Annotated in this window: 10 protein-coding genes; 1 reads left to right on the top strand and 9 read right to left on the bottom strand. The window is 51.1% G+C overall.

The window, feature by feature from the left end:
- Nucleotides 1-17 precede the first annotated feature (17 nt).
- The 6 genes from ACO0LH_RS24010 to ACO0LH_RS23985 form a co-directional block, all read right to left on the bottom strand.
- Entirely contained in the window at nt 18-1,451 is a 1,434-nt protein-coding gene (locus tag ACO0LH_RS24010; protein WP_422943674.1) for an MFS transporter, read from the bottom strand.
- An 8-nt stretch (nt 1,452-1,459) separates the two neighbouring features.
- Nucleotides 1,460-3,802, bottom strand: coding sequence for a GH92 family glycosyl hydrolase (locus tag ACO0LH_RS24005; RefSeq protein WP_422943673.1), 2,343 nt, complete (start codon nt 3,800-3,802; stop codon nt 1,460-1,462).
- A 61-nt stretch (nt 3,803-3,863) separates the two neighbouring features.
- Nucleotides 3,864-6,221 (bottom strand): GH92 family glycosyl hydrolase, encoded by a 2,358-nt coding sequence (locus ACO0LH_RS24000; RefSeq protein WP_422943672.1) that lies wholly within the window; start codon nt 6,219-6,221, stop codon nt 3,864-3,866.
- 54 nt (nt 6,222-6,275) lie between these two features.
- Nucleotides 6,276-7,262, bottom strand: coding sequence for a LacI family DNA-binding transcriptional regulator (locus ACO0LH_RS23995; protein WP_422943671.1), 987 nt, complete (start codon nt 7,260-7,262; stop codon nt 6,276-6,278).
- A 447-nt stretch (nt 7,263-7,709) separates the two neighbouring features.
- A complete protein-coding gene (locus tag ACO0LH_RS23990) occupies nt 7,710-10,547 on the bottom strand; it encodes a TonB-dependent receptor plug domain-containing protein (RefSeq protein ID WP_422943670.1) in 2,838 nt (945 codons plus the stop codon).
- A 194-nt stretch (nt 10,548-10,741) separates the two neighbouring features.
- Nucleotides 10,742-11,068 carry a hypothetical protein gene (locus ACO0LH_RS23985; protein WP_422943669.1) on the bottom strand — a complete coding sequence of 109 codons (327 nt, stop codon included), beginning with the start codon at nt 11,066-11,068 and terminating at the stop codon, nt 10,742-10,744.
- Between the two features lie 403 nt (nt 11,069-11,471).
- Here ACO0LH_RS23985 and ACO0LH_RS23980 point away from each other — a divergent pair, with 403 nt between their 5' ends.
- Complete coding sequence (locus ACO0LH_RS23980; RefSeq protein ID WP_422943668.1) at nt 11,472-11,618, top strand: hypothetical protein; 147 nt, start codon at nt 11,472-11,474, stop codon at nt 11,616-11,618.
- A gap of 30 nt (nt 11,619-11,648) precedes the next feature.
- Here ACO0LH_RS23980 and ACO0LH_RS23975 read toward each other — a convergent pair whose 3' ends face one another.
- From ACO0LH_RS23975 to ACO0LH_RS23965, 3 genes are read right to left on the bottom strand one after another with little or no spacing between them, the layout of a single operon-like run.
- Nucleotides 11,649-14,840 carry a CusA/CzcA family heavy metal efflux RND transporter gene (locus ACO0LH_RS23975; RefSeq protein WP_422943667.1) on the bottom strand — a complete coding sequence of 1,064 codons (3,192 nt, stop codon included), beginning with the start codon at nt 14,838-14,840 and terminating at the stop codon, nt 11,649-11,651.
- A 14-nt stretch (nt 14,841-14,854) separates the two neighbouring features.
- Complete coding sequence (locus ACO0LH_RS23970) at nt 14,855-16,048, bottom strand: efflux RND transporter periplasmic adaptor subunit (protein WP_422943666.1); 1,194 nt, start codon at nt 16,046-16,048, stop codon at nt 14,855-14,857.
- A gap of 12 nt (nt 16,049-16,060) precedes the next feature.
- Nucleotides 16,061-17,305: a TolC family protein gene (locus ACO0LH_RS23965; protein ID WP_422943665.1), complete on the bottom strand. Its 1,245-nt coding sequence runs from the start codon at nt 17,303-17,305 to the stop codon at nt 16,061-16,063.
- Nucleotides 17,306-17,307: the final 2 nt, after the last annotated feature.

Here is a 17,307-nt window from a genome sequence, read left to right as displayed (position 1 = left end):
ATTTGAAGTGGTTTGAACTAATGCGGGGAAGTCGTTTTTCTCTGTAAATCTATTCCTTGTCTGGCCAGAATCGCTTTCACCTTCCAGGAATAAAAAGCCAGGTAAGAAAAACACGCTACGCCTACGAGGTAACTCATTTGTATTCCAACTTTGTCGGCAACAAAACCCTGCAGCCAGCTCACCACGCCACCGCCCATGATCATCATGATCAGGAAATTACTTCCCTGTCCGGTATGCTTGCCCAGACCACTGACGGCCAAAGAAAAAATACATGGCCACAAAGTGCTGCAAAACAAACCTATGCTGGTGAATGCATAGATACTGACCATGCCGCTGCTGCTCATACCGAGTATCAAGGCAGAAATGCCCAGTACGGAAAAAATGCCCAACATGCTTGCGGGGTTTCCTTTGCTGGCAAGATCAGCGACAATCAAGAGCAATACAACAGCACCGTACACATAAAATCGGCCCAGTTCATGTTGCGCTATGGCGTTCACCACGAGAAACACGCTGAATGCCAGATAGGGTGCGAGAAATTTCGCCAGCTTTGTCGCGCCGTCACCAAGTTGAAAAGCCTCGACCGCTCCTGTCCAGCGGCCTATCATCAAGCTGCCCCAATACAGGGATATGAATGGCGCGATATCCTTGGTCAAATATCCCTGCGTCAATTCCATATAGGCGGGCAAATTGCTGGCGGTAGATACCTCGACACCGACATACACAAAGATTGCCAGCATGCCCAATACCAATTGCGGGAATTGCAATGCGGAGCTTGCGCCATGTGTATGAACGTCTTGCGCGTCTTCTTCCATTACCGGACGATCAGGTAAAGATGAAAATTTAAGAAGAACAGCAACCAGTAAAAATACCAGCCCCAAAACCAGATACGGTATCTTGACGCTCTCTATACTGGCAATCGCATTGTTTGACGATGGGGTACCGAATATGGCAAAGCTCACTATCAAGGGGCCTATGGTGGTACCAAAATTATTGATCCCGCCAGCGAGGGTCAGGCGTTGTGAGCCGGTTTCACGCGAGCCCAATGCAATTGCCAGTGGGTTAGCCGCGGTTTGCTGTAATGAAAAACCGAGCCCTACAATAAACAGACCTGACAACATCAATGCAAACGAGCTTGAATTGGCTGCGGGATAAAATAACAAAGTACCCAGCGCAGAGATGCAAAGCCCAAGTGCCAGACTGTTTTTGTAGCCTATTTTCTGTATGAGATCCTGTTTAAGGATTGCAGAAACCAGCAGGTACAGCAAGGAACCAACCGTATAGGCCACGTAAAAGGCAAGCGATACAAACTGACTTTGCGTTTGCGACAAATGAAATGCCGCCTTGAACACAGGAATCAAAATATCATTACTGGCTGCGACAAAGCCCCAGAAGAAGAATACCGTCACCAGTGGTATGAACTGTCCCCAGTATGTGTGCGCTGACTTGTTCATCATCGGCCTCATTGATATGGCGTTTGTGTATAGGGTCGTGCATCTTTAGGATTGCCCCACTTCTTGTTTGGCTCGGCCTGCATGACAAACACCAGCTCACCACCAGCCATGATCTGTTCATGACGCAGATAGTTTTGATCCAGCATTTTCCCATTCAGACTCACGCTTCCCACATAGGGGTGCGCGTCGCTCAAATTGTGCGCACGTATGGTGAACTGCTTGCCATTCGGTAATTGCAATGTCGCTTTATCGAGGAAGGGCCGACCAAGTATGTATTCGTTACTACCAGGCGCTACCGGGTAAAAACCAAAACTCGTGAACATAAACCAGGCAGACATCTGACCAAGATCATCGTTGCCAGACAGGCCATCAGGTCTGGCCTGATACTGGCTCTGCATGATTTGCTGCAGGCGTTGCTGGGTTTTCCATGGCGCACCGAAGTAATTGTATAAATAGGCGACATGATGCGAGGGTTCATTACCATGCGCATAGTGCCCTATCAGGCCGGAAATATCTTCCATGTGTGCATAGACTTTTTGATCGACTTTTGCATCAAATACCTGGTCGATTTTTGAGATGGCAGCGGCGTCACCGCCCAGCAGACTGATCAGGCCGGCATTGTCATGCGGCATATACCACGAATATTGCCATGCACTGCCTTCAGTGTAATCACTGCCAAAATTGGACGCGGTGGGATCAAAAGGCACGCGGAATTCACCATCCGATTTGCGCGCGCGGATAAAGCCAGTCCTGGTATCAAACACATTACGGTAATTCTGGGCACGGGCATAATATTTCCTTGCGATATCAGCCTTGCCCATCTTCTCGGCCATACGCGCAATTGTCCAGTCATCAAACGCATACTCCACAGTTTTGGAAGCTGCTTCTGGTTCCAGATCGGTTGGCACATAGCCCATTTTCATATAATGTTTCAAGCCGCCATAGGGACCGTATTCAGCGCTGGCCATCATCGCATTCAGGGCGCTGTCTGCATCAAACCCGGGGATACCCTTCATGTAGGCGTCGGCGATGACTGGCACGGCGTGATAGCCGATCATGCACCAGGTTTCTAGACCATGGAATTGCCATACCGGCAGTATGCCCTCAGGACTGTATTGCTGCGATGCCAGCAGCGAACGCACAAAATCGACGTTACGCTGTGCTGGCTGTATCAGTGTCAATAAAGGGTGCAGCGCGCGGTAAGTGTCCCATAACGAAAAGGTGGAATGAAAACGGAAGCCATCCGCCTGATGCACCTGACTATCTGGCCCACGGTAACGGCCATCCACATCCATAAACAGGCTGGGGGCCATCATGCTATGGTACAGGGCGGTATAAGCCTTGGTACGCATCTCAGGTTTTGCTTCTATGCTGACTGCTGACAGGGCATCGTCCCAGGCCTGTTTCGATTTGGCGCGCTGCGCTGTAAAGTCCCAGTCCTGGATTTCAGACAGGTTGGCAATCGCACCTTCTTCACTGACAGCCGAAATCGCCACTTTGACCATCAGAGTCTGGTCGTCGGGCACACCAAAATCCAGCGCAGCAACCAGTGCCTTACCCTCGACTTTGGCTTTATCCTGAGGGCCACTGCCCGGCCCGGCAAAGCCCCGGTATTCCACTGCGTCTTCCCGGTTATGGATTTCACGAGACAACAATGGCCTTGAAAATTGCATGGCAAAATAAACCTGGCGCCCAGCCGCCCAGCCACGGGTTTCTCGCATGCCGGTAATGATGCCGTCCTTGCGCACGCGCATGCTGGACCACAGGTTCTTTGTCTTGTAATCATAAATACTGCTGCGCAAATCGACGATCAATTTGGCGGCTTCACCTTTGGCAAAACGATAGCGATGCATCCCTACCCGTTCGCTTACCGTCAATTCGACATCAATTTCATGATCCAGTAATTTCACTGCGTAATAGCCAGGTTCGGCATGCTCTTCTTTATGGCTGAAACGTGAGCGGTAACCGCTGAAAGGACGTTCTGGATAACCCGGCTCCAGTTTGGTGTCACCGCTATAGGGCATCAATAACACATCACCCAGATCAGAATGTCCTGTGCCAGAAAAATGCGTATGCGAGAAACCGAGTATGGAATCATCTTCATATCGATAACCTGCAGCCCAGGGGTAACTCTGGCGGAAATGTCTTACCTGCGTATCCGGGCTTAATTGCACCATGCCAAAAGGGCGTGTCGCCCCCGGGAAGGTGTGACCATCACCACCAGTGCCTATGAATACATTGACCGCATCAACCGGGCGTGAACTACTGACAGGCGCGGCGTCAACATCATGAGATATCAATGCACAGAACAATGCACAAAATAACGCAAACCCGCAAATACGAAACATCATAGCTAGCCTTTAAAATAGATTTTTTACCGTTACGACAAATAGCAAGCGTTTCAATTCAAAATTATTCAAATGAAGGAGGTAATTCGCCAGATTTGATGGCCCATTTTTTATTGGCTTGTTCACCCAACCTGAAATCCAGGTTCAGCTTACCGTCCAAAGCAGTTTCATCGAGCCAGGATTTGGCCATTGATTTCCCGTTCAACATCAGGCTCTGCACATATTTAAATTGTGCGCCAGTTTGATCTGTCTGAATGGTCAGTGGCCCTTGTGAGCGTTGAACCACGATCTTCCTGAAAGTCGGGCTGGCGATCAGCAATTCTGCACGGCCCGGATATTGTGGATACAGGCCCATCGCTGCCCATACATACCATGCTGACATCTGACCCAGATCATCGTTGCCAGGGATACCATCCGGGCGATTGTGCCAAAGCTGTTGCAACACTTCACGCACGACTTCCTGGGTTTTCCATGGTTGTGCTGCATAAGAATACAGCCAGGCAGCACCGATGGAAGGTTCATTATCCATTTCTGAATGATGTGCACCAGAGACAGTCAGTGCCCATGCGCCTTGATCATTCTTGAAGAACTTATCCAGTCGCTGGGTGGATTTTTCGACGCCACCCAAGGTGCGGATCAAACCGCCCGCATTGAATGGTACCATCCATAGGTACTGCGCACCGCTTCCTTCGACCATGCCCTCATCTGAAGCAGGATCAAATCCAGATACGAACTGACCATCCTGTTTGCGCTCCTGCAGATAACCAGTGGCGGGATTAAAGTGATTTTTCCAGTTTTGTGCACGAGCAAGGAATTCTTTCTTTGCAGCATGATCACCGAGTTTTTCAGCGAACGACGCCAGGGCAAAGTCAGCGCTGGCATACTCCAGTGCATCCGACACCATGCCCCAACCGGGCGCTGATTGTGGCATATAGCCATACTTTATCCATTGGTCCAGGCCCGGTCTTTGTCCCACACACATGACTGGGCAACCGTCCCTGGTCAGGTCCTGGCTTGTAGGAGTCCGGGCAGCTTTGCTGAGCGAGGCAAAAGCGCTAGACACATCAAAATCACGTGCACCGAATGCATACATGCTGGCAACCGAAGCAGCCGCGGGATCACCATTCATGACACCGGTGGCACCGTTGTTATGCGTCCATCTGTCCCATACACCATTGTTTTGCTGCGACTGATTCAATAAAGATTGCGCAATGTCACTGGCGATTTTGGGTTCGATCAGGGCAATTAATTGTACTTGTGAACGGTAAATATCCCAGCCTGAAAAATTGGCATATTGCGCCAATTGCGGAGTCTTTACCTTATGCACCTTTTGATCAAAGCCTGCATACTCACCATTGACATCACTAAAGAGATTCGGGTGCAACAGGGAATGGTACAGGGCGGTATAGAAAATCGTTCGCTGGTCTTTGTCCCCACCCGTCACATGGATCTTTGCCAGTTGCTGATTCCAGGCCTGGCGACTATCTTTTACTACTGCCTCGAATGATTTTTCCGCCGTTATTTCTGCATTTAAATTTTCTGCTGCGTTTGCTACGCTGACATAGGAAATACCAATGCGAGCTTCAACATTTCTGGCTTTACCAAAATCTATCCAGGCACCTGAACCCTTGTCAAGTTGCGGGAAACCTTTATCATCCAGCCCGGTTGCGCCTTCCGCACTTATCCCATTGGGAATGATTTTCTCGTTTTGCCAGGTGGCGGTCGCGGCAAATTTCTGCTTAAAGCGGGCTACGAAATGAATTGTGTAATAGGGTCTGCGTGTTACAGGATGCAGGTATCCGCAAAAATTGCCGCTGCTGACTGAGCCGCTGACGGTATTGTTCTCGGTATCTATTTTTAAATTGGCAGCAAAACTGCCTAATTGTGAATCAGAATTACGTATCAAAATAGCTGCCTTGCCCTCTGCCGGATAGGCAAAGCGCGCAATGCCTGCACGCAGGCTGGCGCTTAATTCAGTCTGTACGCCATTTTCCATGCGCACGCGGTAATAGCCTGGTTGCACTGTTTCATTCAGGTGAGAATAGCGGCTGGTATAAAGTTCGTCTTTGCTGTCCAGTGAAGGTGACGTGCTCAGCTCTGTCGTGACAGGCATAAAAGGTATGTCACCACTGGCACCACGACAACCGGTGCCTGACAAATGTGTGAGACTGAAGCCACGTATTTTTCTGGCTTCGTACAAATATCCTCCAGGCGCTGCGGCCTTATTTTTTTCACCTTTACTGGTCTCTGGGCTGAAACTGAGCATGCCAAAAGGCATGACCGCTCCAGGAAACGTATTGCCCAGGTTGGTAGTACCTATCAGCGGATTGACCTCAGCAGCAAGATCTGTCCCCGCATTGGCATGCAGCTGTGGTAAACAAAGTAGCGTAATCGAAGCAAATAAAATGGTAGAGCGACGCATGTTTTTCCCGGAAATTTTTTAGGGTTGATAGTTGAGTCCGACGTTGTTCAGTTTTTAAACAGAAAGCACACTACTGCCCCGCACAATCAATTGCACGGCAAGTGTTGTCTCCAGGTTTTCTGGTTGCGCATGGCGTAGCAGCATGGCCACTCCTTCTGCCCCTAGTCCTTCCTTATCAACGGCAATGCTGCTTAACGCTGGTTGGGCTTTTGCTGCCGCGCGGATATCGTCAAAACCGACGATGGCAATATCATGAGGAACTTTCAAACCCAGATCGAGGCAGGTATTCATGGCGGTCAATGCGGTATTGTCGTTGTAACAAAATAGGGCATCTGGTGGCTCAGACATGGCCAGTAAATCTGTGACTGCCTGCCTTACCATTTTTTCTTCCTCTGCCTGATGCGGAATCGCAATTTCATAGTCAGGATTGGCCAGCATTTTTGCTTCAAACAAGGCTTTACGAAAACCATGTACACGTTCTTGTATGCTGTAATGTGCATGCGGTCCACTGAGCATACCTATCCGCTTACGCCCGGATTTGATCAAATGCTGCGTAGCCAGATAACCGCCCAGCCGGTGATTGGGGTTAATTGAAGTAAAGCCTGGCAAACGCATATCAATCAGCACCATGGGCTTTCCTGATGTGCGTATCGCCTCCAATAATTCTGTTTCGAAAAATCCCGCACACACAATGGCATCTGGCTGATGCACCCTGATTTGTTCCATCACCGGCTCAGATGGACCAACTGCAACAAATGACAAAGCAATTCCAGCCCGCCGGCAAGCAGCTTCGACCCCGTGCAAAACGATAGAATAAAATGGGCTGCTCGATAAATTATTATGCTGACGGTGCAAGAGAAAAGCGATGCGGCGCAGGCGTCCATGCTTTAACTTTGACAGGTCATAACCCATTTCCTGCGCAGCGTGAAAAATCATTGCACGCGTGGTTTCAGTCAAACCAGTCTGGTTTTTGAGCGCACGGGAAATCGTGCCCACTGAAAAACCAGTGGCTTCGGCCAGGTCGCGTATGGTGATGCTCATGCCAGTGAAGGAAAAAACAAAGTCATCATGATTTACTAAACAAATTGAAGGAATTGCTGTAAAAACGATATCTGATGTTAGCTTTATCGAGAAAAACCGGTCAATCAATGTCTGATTGTGACTTTTAGTTTAGTTGGTTTACTAAACAAGAATGATGGTTTTCAACAACGGCTTATGGTTATCGGCAGAAGATTGAACAAAGCAATCGCAGCACGTCACATTATCTGCACGATATGGCTGACGCGCTGCCTGGCGCAGTGAGGGCGAAACCTGTTCCCCACATACGCATGCTAATGCCTGTCAGTCGCCTTATACGGAATTGGAGTGCCCTTCACCAGATTTCATTCATCGTTGAAGAGATACGTAAAAATAATAACGGGTGTCGACGTCCCTCATCGACGCCCGTTACATCCACGGCCACTTCAAAATACAAGGTTTCTTCTCGCATCAGAACTTGTAGATCGCACCGATATTGATGAAACGCCCAACCGCACCGGCCGAGTGCAAGGACAGATTGTATGGACGCCCGCTGCCATAAGTGCTGACGTCAACCGGTGGAGCTTGATTGAACAAATTGGAGACCGAGGCATGCAAGGTCCACTGTTTGCCCAACTGGTAGTTCAACGACAGATCCGTTTCCAGGAAGGATGCAACCCTGCAAAAACGCGCAGGTGTATTTCCTTCAGGGAAGACACCATTCATTTTGCCACCCTCACTGCATGTTGACTGTCCAAGGGTAGGATCAGTCAAATCGTAGCCAGAGATCCAATGCAGGCTGGTGGCAACCTCCAGTTGGCCCATATTCCATGTCAGATCCAGCTGTGCGCGGTCTTTCGGGTTAGCCGTATCTGCGCCGATACCGGCCGGACCGTGGGTACCCGCCAGTTCGTACGTCTTGCCGTCGATAGTCATGGCATAGCTGAAGGCGTGGGTATATTGAAATTCGGCTTTTAGGCTGCCATAGTCACCCAGCTTGAACTTGTAGCGGGTATCGAATTCGATACCGCGGGTACGCGTGCTGTTGGCATTGATTGGGGTCGCTGGATAGTAGGCGATCCGGCCAACACTGGGTGTACACGTGGTGCTGCCACCATTACCGTCAGCGCAATCGCTGAGTTCAGGCGTATTGCGCACCGGTGTGCCGGACAGGGGGCCGCCAATAATCTGATCCTTGACGGTGATCTGGTAGAGATCAATCGCCGTGCTCCAGCCTTTCACTGGCTCCAGTATCACGCCCAAGGTGGCTGACGTTGACTTCTCGGGCTTCAGATCCGGGTTGGTGGTGGTCAGACCGATCAGCGACTCGTTGCAAGAGGCGATGACAGTCCCTTTTGGATACATGCCATTGGCCATATAGCCGCCTGGGCAGAGCAGCGGATCGTTCGCATTACCGACCCCGCCGCTGCTGGCAGAATTGCCGTTCTCGGCTGGACCTGGCGCACGGAATCCTTTCGACATAGTGCCCCGCAGCGCAAATGCATTGCTCGGCGTCCATTTGAATGCCAGCTTGGGCGTGCTCGAATTGCCAGCCAGACCGTAGTGATCAAAACGGACGGCACCGTCGATTTCCAGGCTCTTCAATACCGGCGCGGTGAATTCCGCGTAGGCTGACGTTGCCGTCTCAGAACCAAAGGCATACGCGCCATTGGTATGGCCATCCGCCTGCGGCATGGAAGGCGCCGACAACCTTGTGTGAAAAGACTGCGCGCCCAGACTCACCATCAGATCGCCGCCTTCCAGGTGTGTCAACGCGCGCGCAGCACGCAACTCGGCAAACGAGAGTTCAGAGGTATCGAACGAAGAAACGGTCCGGAAGATGTCTGCCATGTCGGCCGCACTATTGCCCCCCGTCACCGAGTAGGGATTGGTGCTACGACTCAAGGCCGCACTCATTGCCGGCACATTCACATTGCCCGTGCTTACCCGGTTCAGATTGTTACGCGTATAGCCAAGCGAGGCATCGAGATCCCACGCCCCCCAGGTACCGCTTAACTCAGCCACCAGACGGTAGGCCTTGGAATCGGTAGTGATGTTACGTGCCGGTGCGCCTGGGATGGGGCCCCGTACGATGGCTGGTACGCCAAACGGATTTCCTGGATAGTCGGCAGGCACGCGGATGGAGGGAATGGCGGTACCAGCGATATAGTGCGGTGCCACGCCGGACACCATTTCCAACTGGGTGGCATAGGATGAAGGGAAGTTACTGAAACCCTGTGGCAGGGTAGCCTTGCTCTCGAACAGGGACGCCTTGATATCAACTTTCCAGTCCTGACCCAGATTCCTGGTATAACTGCCCACAATATTGATGTTTTCCGTCTTCGGCTGTAGTTGTTTAAACGGGTCATCATAGGCACAGCCGCCAGATGCCAGTTGGGTGTAGCTGCCGCAAACCGTGCCGGGCAAGAAAGCGAAAGCAGCGCTATTGTCAGCGCCGGCTATCCGCTTCACGTTAGGATTCAACAGATAAGGCGATAGCACGGTGGGAGCCGTTGATTGCGGCGTCACGACACCCAGCGCTTTGTTCGCGCCACCGTAGGCCGACATATCCAAAGACTGCCACAGCCCGGAGTCACGGCGCTGGGTATAGTAAATAGGATCCTGCTTGCGATATTCCACGCTGACATAAGTATTAAAACCGTCGTGGTCCAGATTGCCGACGCCGTGGCTGAACGTTGCATGAGTTGTGCTGCCGCCGCCCTGGCTGGTGGTGCCCGTCTCGGCCGACAGCGTGGTGCCGACCAGATTCTTTTTCAAAATGACGTTGACCACCCCGGCCATGGCGTCGGAGCCGTAGACAGCCGACGCACCGTCTTTGAGAATTTCAATCCGCTCGACGGCATCGAAGGGAATATTCGAAATATCCACAAACGAGCGCGAGCCATCATCGGCCAGCGGGTAGCCTGCCATGCGGTGACCGTCGATCAGTACCAGGGTCGCGTTGTTGTTCAGACCGCGCAGTGAAATGCCGCTGCCGCCCGCTGCAAAGCCACCGGAAAAGGTTTGGCTCAGTGTTCCCGCGCCGTTGGCCGTGATGTGCTGTAATACCTCAGACACCGAGGTGTAGCCGGAATTTTTCAGGTCGGCCGCGTTGATTACTTGCACCGGACTGGGGGTCTCAGCATCGGCGCGACGTATGTAGGAGCCTGTGATCTCGACGCGATGTACAGGGGCTGCCTTGGGGTCAGTATCTTGTGCGATTACGACACCGGGGAACGAAGCAGAAAATGCTCCGGCGGCAATGAGAGATGCAATCGTCTGGGGTAATACCTTCAATTTATTGTTCATATAAAATCCTTTAGGTTTATTCAAGTCTCCGTGTTTACACCCTATACAGGCCAGCTATCGCTCGGCAACGATTGCCATACCAATTCCTTGATGCTTGAGTTTTAACAAGGGCGGGAACGATGGCGGAGCATCCCCCTTTGTGCCACACCAAGCCAAGCCAAGATCGCTTGCTACGACATGCGTGCCGCCAAATGTCAGGCTCGCAATACCAGCTCAGCCGGTAAAAACGGCATCTGATAGTCTTTACCACCCATGCCGGCATGGGTGCCGTACACGTCTTTATGAAATGTCTTATGAAGAAGCGAGCGACAGAGCCCCGCATAGAAAGCGCTTGACTGACCGGCCATACCGTCGATGAAAAAAATCCGGCGCGGCATGACATTGCACACTGCGGTGACGCGCTGATTACTGGCGTCGATGTCGGCCAGGTTTGCGCGGTCCTTCTGGTTTTTCAACCTACGCGAAAGAACGCCCACAGCAACAGCGATGGCTTCAGCGAAATTAGGTATGATCAGGCTCATATTAATAAAATTCGCAATCACTAAACACGAACAAAAGACATCAATGCAAACGATATCTGATGGTATCTTTGTGCTGAAAATTCAGTCAATCAAGGCCTGCTGATGGCTTTCAGTTTAGTGTGTTTACTAAACCACGCTGATGGATTTCAACAACGATTTTTTGGAACAAAGGGCATACGACAAGCGCTCTCCATCCATCTTCAATTCAGGTATTTTCCGTCTATCTTTCGCACAGCTTTGCCTGACCGGAATCTCCTGAAATGAAGCTTTATTTTCCCCGGTGACATGAAGCATTTAAAGCTCAGCAAACCTGTCAGCGCCTATCGCATTGGTGACGGGGCTGACATATTTTCTGTGCTTTACCTGACTGAAAATGAAGTAAAAATGGAGTGAAAATCGAGTGATGCAACGTGATGACGACAAGTATCCGGATGTGCAGGCATCGGTACTCAAGCAGTTTGTTGATGGCCGCCAGTTCATCGTCGTAACGACGGTTGTGCTTATCAATAACAAACTGGACAGGGCCTATATTTTTTGGCCCCGCCCATAAACTGATTGCACCTGCTGTATAGGTAAAGGCTTAGTTGAAACTGATCACCGGTAAATTTTTTGCTTCTTCGTTCTTATGCAACAAGCGATAAAGTAAAGGGAGCACCAACAAGGTCAGCACGGTAGAAGACAAAATGCCGCCTATCACCACCGTAGCCAAAGGCCGCTGCACTTCTGCCCCAGTACCGGTCGCAATTGCCATGGGAATGAAGCCCAGTGAAGCTACCAGCGCTGTCATCAGTACCGGCCTTAAACGTGTCAGCGCGCCGGTATTGATGGCCTGGTCCAGCAACATGCCTTCATCGCGCAGACTGCGTATGAAAGAGATCATCACCAGCCCGTTGAGTACCGCCACTCCAGACAAGGCGATAAACCCCACTGCTGCCGATATCGACATGGGTATATCGCGCAAATAAAGTGCAACGACGCCACCCGTCAACGCAAACGGAATGCCGGTAAACACCAGCAGACCATCCTTGATATTGTTGAACATCACAAATAGTAAGATGAATACCATCAGCAAAGCCACAGGCACCACCACTTGCAGGCGCTGGCTGGCGGATTGCAATTGTTCGAAAGTGCCGCCCCAGCCAAGCCAGTAAGCAGCCGGGATACGAACTTCTCTCTCAATCAACTGTGCTGCTTCTGGTACAAAACTGCCTATGTCACGACCACGCACATTGGCACTGACAACAACGCGGCGCTTGCCATTCTCACGGCTGATCTGATTGGGGCCGGGTGCAAAATCCAGGCTTGCTACTTCAGTCAACGGGATATAGCTGAGCTTGTTGCTGTTGTTACTGCTGTTGACGCTGTTGCCGTTATCAACACGTGCAAATGGCAGAGGGATGGGCAAACGCTTCAATGCTTCCAGATCGCTACGCATGTCTTCTGGCAGGCGTACCAGGATATCAAAGCGGCGGTCGCCTTCAAACATTTTTCCGGCCTCCTTGCCACCCGTGGCGATTGCCACGGCATCTTGCACATCGGCCATATTCAAGCCATAGCGTGCTGCCTTTTCCCTGTCTATATTCACCGTCAGCATGGGCAGGCCTGAAGTTTGCTCTACCCTGACTTCGGTGGCACCAGGTACACGTGCCAGCACTTTGGCGATCTTGCTCGCAATCTCATTCAAGACCTGCATATCATCGCCAAACACCTTGACGGCAACATCGGTACGCACACCGGAAATCAATTCATTGAAGCGCAATTGTATCGGTTGAGAAAATTCATAGCTATTGCCCGGATAAAGACCCGCTTCCTTTTTGATTGCCTGCAAAAGTGCATCGCGTGATTTTTTCGGTGTGGGCCATGCAGATTCAGGTTTCAGCATGATGTAGGCATCAGAAATATTTGGCGGCATGGGATCAGAAGCAATTTCTGCCGTGCCGGTGCGGGCAAAAATTCTGTCGATTTCAGGAAAATTTTTCTTGAGGCCATTTTCCAGCTGTTTTTGCATTTCCAGTGATTGTGTCAGGCTGGTGCCGGGTATACGCAAAGCCTGCATGGCAAAATCACCTTCGTTCAGGCTCGGCACAAATTCAGTGCCCATGCGCAAAGCGAGCAGGCCAGACAGGAGCATCACCACAATTGCCGTAGCAAACACCGTAGACTGATACTGAAATAACTTACTGAGCAATGGCGCATAGATGCGTCTGGCAAATACCATCAGGCGGTTTTCTTTTTCTGCCACACGCTCACCAATAAACAGGGCGATTGCTGCGGGAATGAAAGTCATCGATAAAATCATTGCCCCCAGCAAAGCGGCTACTACGGTAAATGCCATGGGGTGAAACATTTTCCCTTCCACACCGGTCAGTGCAAAGATGGGCAGGTAGACAATCATGATGATCAACTGGCCAAACAACAAAGGGCGGCGGGCTTCTCTGGCAGCGACAAAGACTTCATGAAAGCGTTCCGCCCTTGTCAGTGCATGCCCCTTGCTCATCTGCGTATGGGCAAGACGACGCACACAATTTTCCACGATCACCACCGCCCCATCAATAATGATGCCAAAATCGAGCGCGCCCAGGCTCATCAGGTTGGCACTGATTTTATAACTGAACATGCCGGTGAATGTGAACAGCATCGCCAGTGGGATCACCATCGCGGTAATAACGGCGGCGCGTAGATTGCCAAGAAACAGGAAAAGTACGGCAATCACCAGCACCGCCCCTTCCAGCAGGTTTTTCTTGACGGTGTGGATGGCCTTGTCGACCAATACAGTGCGGTCATACACGGTGACAGCTTTCACACCCGCCGGTAAAGTGCGGTTAATTTCCAGCATCTTTTTATCAACGGCCTGAGATACCACCCGGCTATTCTGGCCTGTCAGCATGAAGACGGTACCCAACACCACTTCGCGGCCATTTTCTGTCGCCGCACCGGTGCGCAATTCACGGCCAATGCCAACTTCCGCCACATCGGCAATGCGTATCACCTGACCCTGTACATGAGAGAGCATGATATTGCGGATATCTTGCACGGAGTTGATCTGACCGGGTGCGCGTATCAGATATTGTTCACCCTGTTTTTCTATATAGCCAGCAGCGACATTGCCGTTATTACGGTCCAGCGCACTAACAATATCCTGCATGCTCAGGCAGTAAGAAGCAAGCCTGGCAGGGTTGGGGGCGATCTGGTATTCCTTGGCAAAGCCACCAATGGTATTAATTTCTGTAACGCCGGCTACATTACGCAGTTGTGGTTTGATGATCCAGTCCTGTATTTCGCGCAGGTCTGTCGGTGTGTAGGCGGTGCCATCGGATTTTCTTGCACTATCTTCCGCTTCCACTGTCCACAGGTAAATTTCACCCAACCCCGTAGAGATTGGCCCCATCTGCGGTGAGATGCCGGCTGGCAGACGCTCTCTGGCTTCTTGCATGCGCTGGTTGACCAGTTGGCGTGCAAAATAGATGTCGGTGCCATCCTTGAAAATTACCGTCACTTGCGACAAGCCATAACGCGACAGCGAACGTGTCTGTTCCAGATTTGGCAAACCTGCCATGACTGTTTCTATGGGAAAGCTGATGCGCTGCTCCACTTCCACAGGTGAATAGCCCGTAGCAGCAGTGTTGATCTGCACCTGTACATTGGTGATGTCAGGCACGGCGTCAATCGGCAGTTTTTGATAACTGAACACACCGATTACCATCATACCCAGCGTTGCCAACAAGAGCAGCCAACGCTGGGCGATGGAAAATTGAATAATTTTTTCAAACATGCTCATTCTCCCGGTTAATGATCATGTTCTGCACTGTCTTTACCCTGCTCTGCCTTGATGACAAAGCTGCCTGCAACGGCATATGGCGTACCCGGTTTCAGACCCTCTACAATTTCCACATATTTGCCGTCACTGCGCCCGGTTTTTACTGGCAGCGGCTGAAAGCCATTGTCCGTCCTGATGAACACGACGGGCTTGTCCTTGATTGTTTGCAGTGCCTCAGCCAGTATGGCTACCGGTACTTCGGTTTCATTGATCATCAGCACCACGTCAACAAACAAGCCCGGTCGCCAGGCCATGCCGGGGTTTGCCAAAGTCACGCGTGCCTTGGCGGAGCGGGTTTGCTCACCGAGTAGTGCGCTTACATAAACTATTTTTCCGCTCGCCGTCGCTGTAGAGGCTGTCGCCTTGACCGTAACAATTTCACCCGTACGAACAAAATCCAGATCTTTGGCTGGCACGGTAATTTCTGCCCATACCGAAGATAAATCAGAGATGGTAAAAGCACTGCTGTCTTCCTTGACCATTTCACCCTGCGACAAATGTTTTTCTACAATCACACCGTCGAAAGGCGCACGTAATTCATAGCGATTAAAACTACCTGTTGAGCCAGCAGTGGCACCCAGCGCAGCCAGTTTTTGCCGTGAATTTTGTATGGCGATTTCCAGTTCTTTGAGATTTTGGCTTGCCTGCAAATAGTCTTGTTCAGCCGAGATTTTTTCTTGCCATAATTTCCTCTCACGCTCAACATTGATTTGTGCCAAGGCTTGTCGTTTTTGCGCAGACAATAATTCACTGCGCAATTCCGACAGCTGAGTGCTGGCTATGACGGCCAACAGCTGTCCCTTTTTAACTATTTGGCCCAGGCTGGCGGGTACGCTTTCCACCACGCCGCCCAGTCGTGGAACCACGTGCGCAGTCAAATCTTCGTTGAAGCGGATTTCGCCTGTGAGTTGCACAACATTGCCTATATTCGCTGGCGCTGCATTGCTGATGGCGATGCCAGCCTGTTTGATTTGCGCCTCAGTGAGTGCAATTATTTCTGGCTCACTTTCTTCATGATGTTGTGCTGTCGGCGTGACAAGCGATGCATCCGGCGCCGCTTGTGGTTTGCCAGAAAAGATAATCAAGGCAGCCAGTATCAAACCGGTCAGTAAAACGAGCGCAATAAGGATGCGTTCTTTTTTGTGAAGATGGAATATTTTCATGATGGGGTGCGATCAAGGTTGTGTGCTGATATGTTCATTGCGACGGCTGCCAGTCAGACGCTGGATTTCTGCGCTGGTGCGATAGGACTCGGCAAGGGTATTCAGGTATTGGAGTCTGCTTTGCAACAGACTTCGTTGTGCATCCTGCACTTCGAGAAAACTGAATTTCCCCAGCTCAAAGCCCTTGATGCTTGCATCGACAAGCATCTGTGCAGGGGGCAAAATTTCATTTTTCAATACCTGCAATTCATTCATGGCAAGCTGATGCTGCTGATAGATTTCAGCCAGTGCCAATGTCAGTTTTTTTTCAAGCATGGCCTGCTCTTCACGTGCCCTTTCGGTTTTACGTAAAGCGCCCAAGACATTGCCCTGGTTATTGTCAAACAGCGCAAGTGGTATGGAAAAACCGACAATGACCTGACTGCGCCCAACCTGTTCATCACGTTTGCCGCCAAGGCTGATGGTCAGGTCGGGGATACGCTTGCTGCGCTCCTGACGCACTATGGCCTGCTGCTTTTGAATTTCCAGTGCCGCACGTTGCAGGGCCGGGCTGCTTGCAAGCCGCCTGCTTAATTCTGGCAAGGCTGGCAGATGCCCTTCCCCGGCATCCGGCATGGCTACTTCGGCAAAGTCCGTAAGGGTATTGCCCCATGTGGCAGCCAGCTTTTGCCTGGCAACAAGCAGTTCGCTGCTGGCCTGGTTGACACTGATCTTGCTGCTGGTTTCGGCAACTTTGGCACGTACTTCTTCCATCGCGGCGATCTTGCCAGCCGCTACTCGCCGCGAGGCCGCCTCTGTGGCACGCTGCGACAATTGCTGTGACGTCTGTGCCAGCGTCAATTTTTCCTGTGCCATCAAGACTTGAAAAAAAGCGGTCACCACGCTGGCATGTACGTCGATGCGACGCTGATCCAGATCAGCACTGGCAATAGAGCGGTCAAACTCTGCCACATTGATTCTGGCTGCCCGCTTGCCACCCAGTTCGAGTGTCTGATTCAATTGCACAGTACTCGTGCGGTTCTCTCTTTGTAAGCCCTCTGCAAGTACGGATAATTCTGGGTTACGCCAGGCACCGGCTTGTTTGAGCTGCGCGTCGGCAATCTCCAGGTCTTTTAAAGCCAAGGACAAGTCAGGGCTGTTTTGCAACGCACGTTGCAAAGCATGGGCCAGTGTCAGAGAAGGAAGCGTTTGCGCAAAGGCAAACAGGGGCTGGACAAACAAGATCGCCAGGCCCATTGATACATATAAGGATCGCAAGG

The sequence above is a fragment of the Undibacterium sp. TJN19 genome (genome assembly GCF_049339485.1).
Classification (GTDB): Bacteria; Pseudomonadota; Gammaproteobacteria; order Burkholderiales; family Burkholderiaceae_D; genus Undibacterium.
The sequence above is the reverse complement of the archived record's forward strand: the minus strand, read 5'-3'. Positions and strand labels throughout refer to the sequence as shown.

Bases quoted from the DNA above. Each gene is read 5' to 3' on its own strand.
- ACO0LH_RS24010 (WP_422943674.1), bottom strand. From the start codon at position 1,451: ATGAACAAGTCAGCGCACACATACTGGGGACAGTTCATACCACTGGTG.
- ACO0LH_RS24005 (WP_422943673.1), bottom strand. From the start codon at position 3,802: ATGATGTTTCGTATTTGCGGGTTTGCGTTATTTTGTGCATTGTTCTGT.
- ACO0LH_RS24000 (WP_422943672.1), bottom strand. From the start codon at position 6,221: ATGCGTCGCTCTACCATTTTATTTGCTTCGATTACGCTACTTTGTTTA.
- ACO0LH_RS23995 (WP_422943671.1), bottom strand. From the start codon at position 7,262: ATGAGCATCACCATACGCGACCTGGCCGAAGCCACTGGTTTTTCAGTG.
- ACO0LH_RS23990 (WP_422943670.1), bottom strand. From the start codon at position 10,547: ATGAACAATAAATTGAAGGTATTACCCCAGACGATTGCATCTCTCATT.
- ACO0LH_RS23985 (WP_422943669.1), bottom strand. From the start codon at position 11,068: ATGAGCCTGATCATACCTAATTTCGCTGAAGCCATCGCTGTTGCTGTG.
- ACO0LH_RS23980 (WP_422943668.1), top strand. From the start codon at position 11,472: ATGCAACGTGATGACGACAAGTATCCGGATGTGCAGGCATCGGTACTC.
- ACO0LH_RS23975 (WP_422943667.1), bottom strand. From the start codon at position 14,840: ATGTTTGAAAAAATTATTCAATTTTCCATCGCCCAGCGTTGGCTGCTC.
- ACO0LH_RS23970 (WP_422943666.1), bottom strand. From the start codon at position 16,048: ATGAAAATATTCCATCTTCACAAAAAAGAACGCATCCTTATTGCGCTC.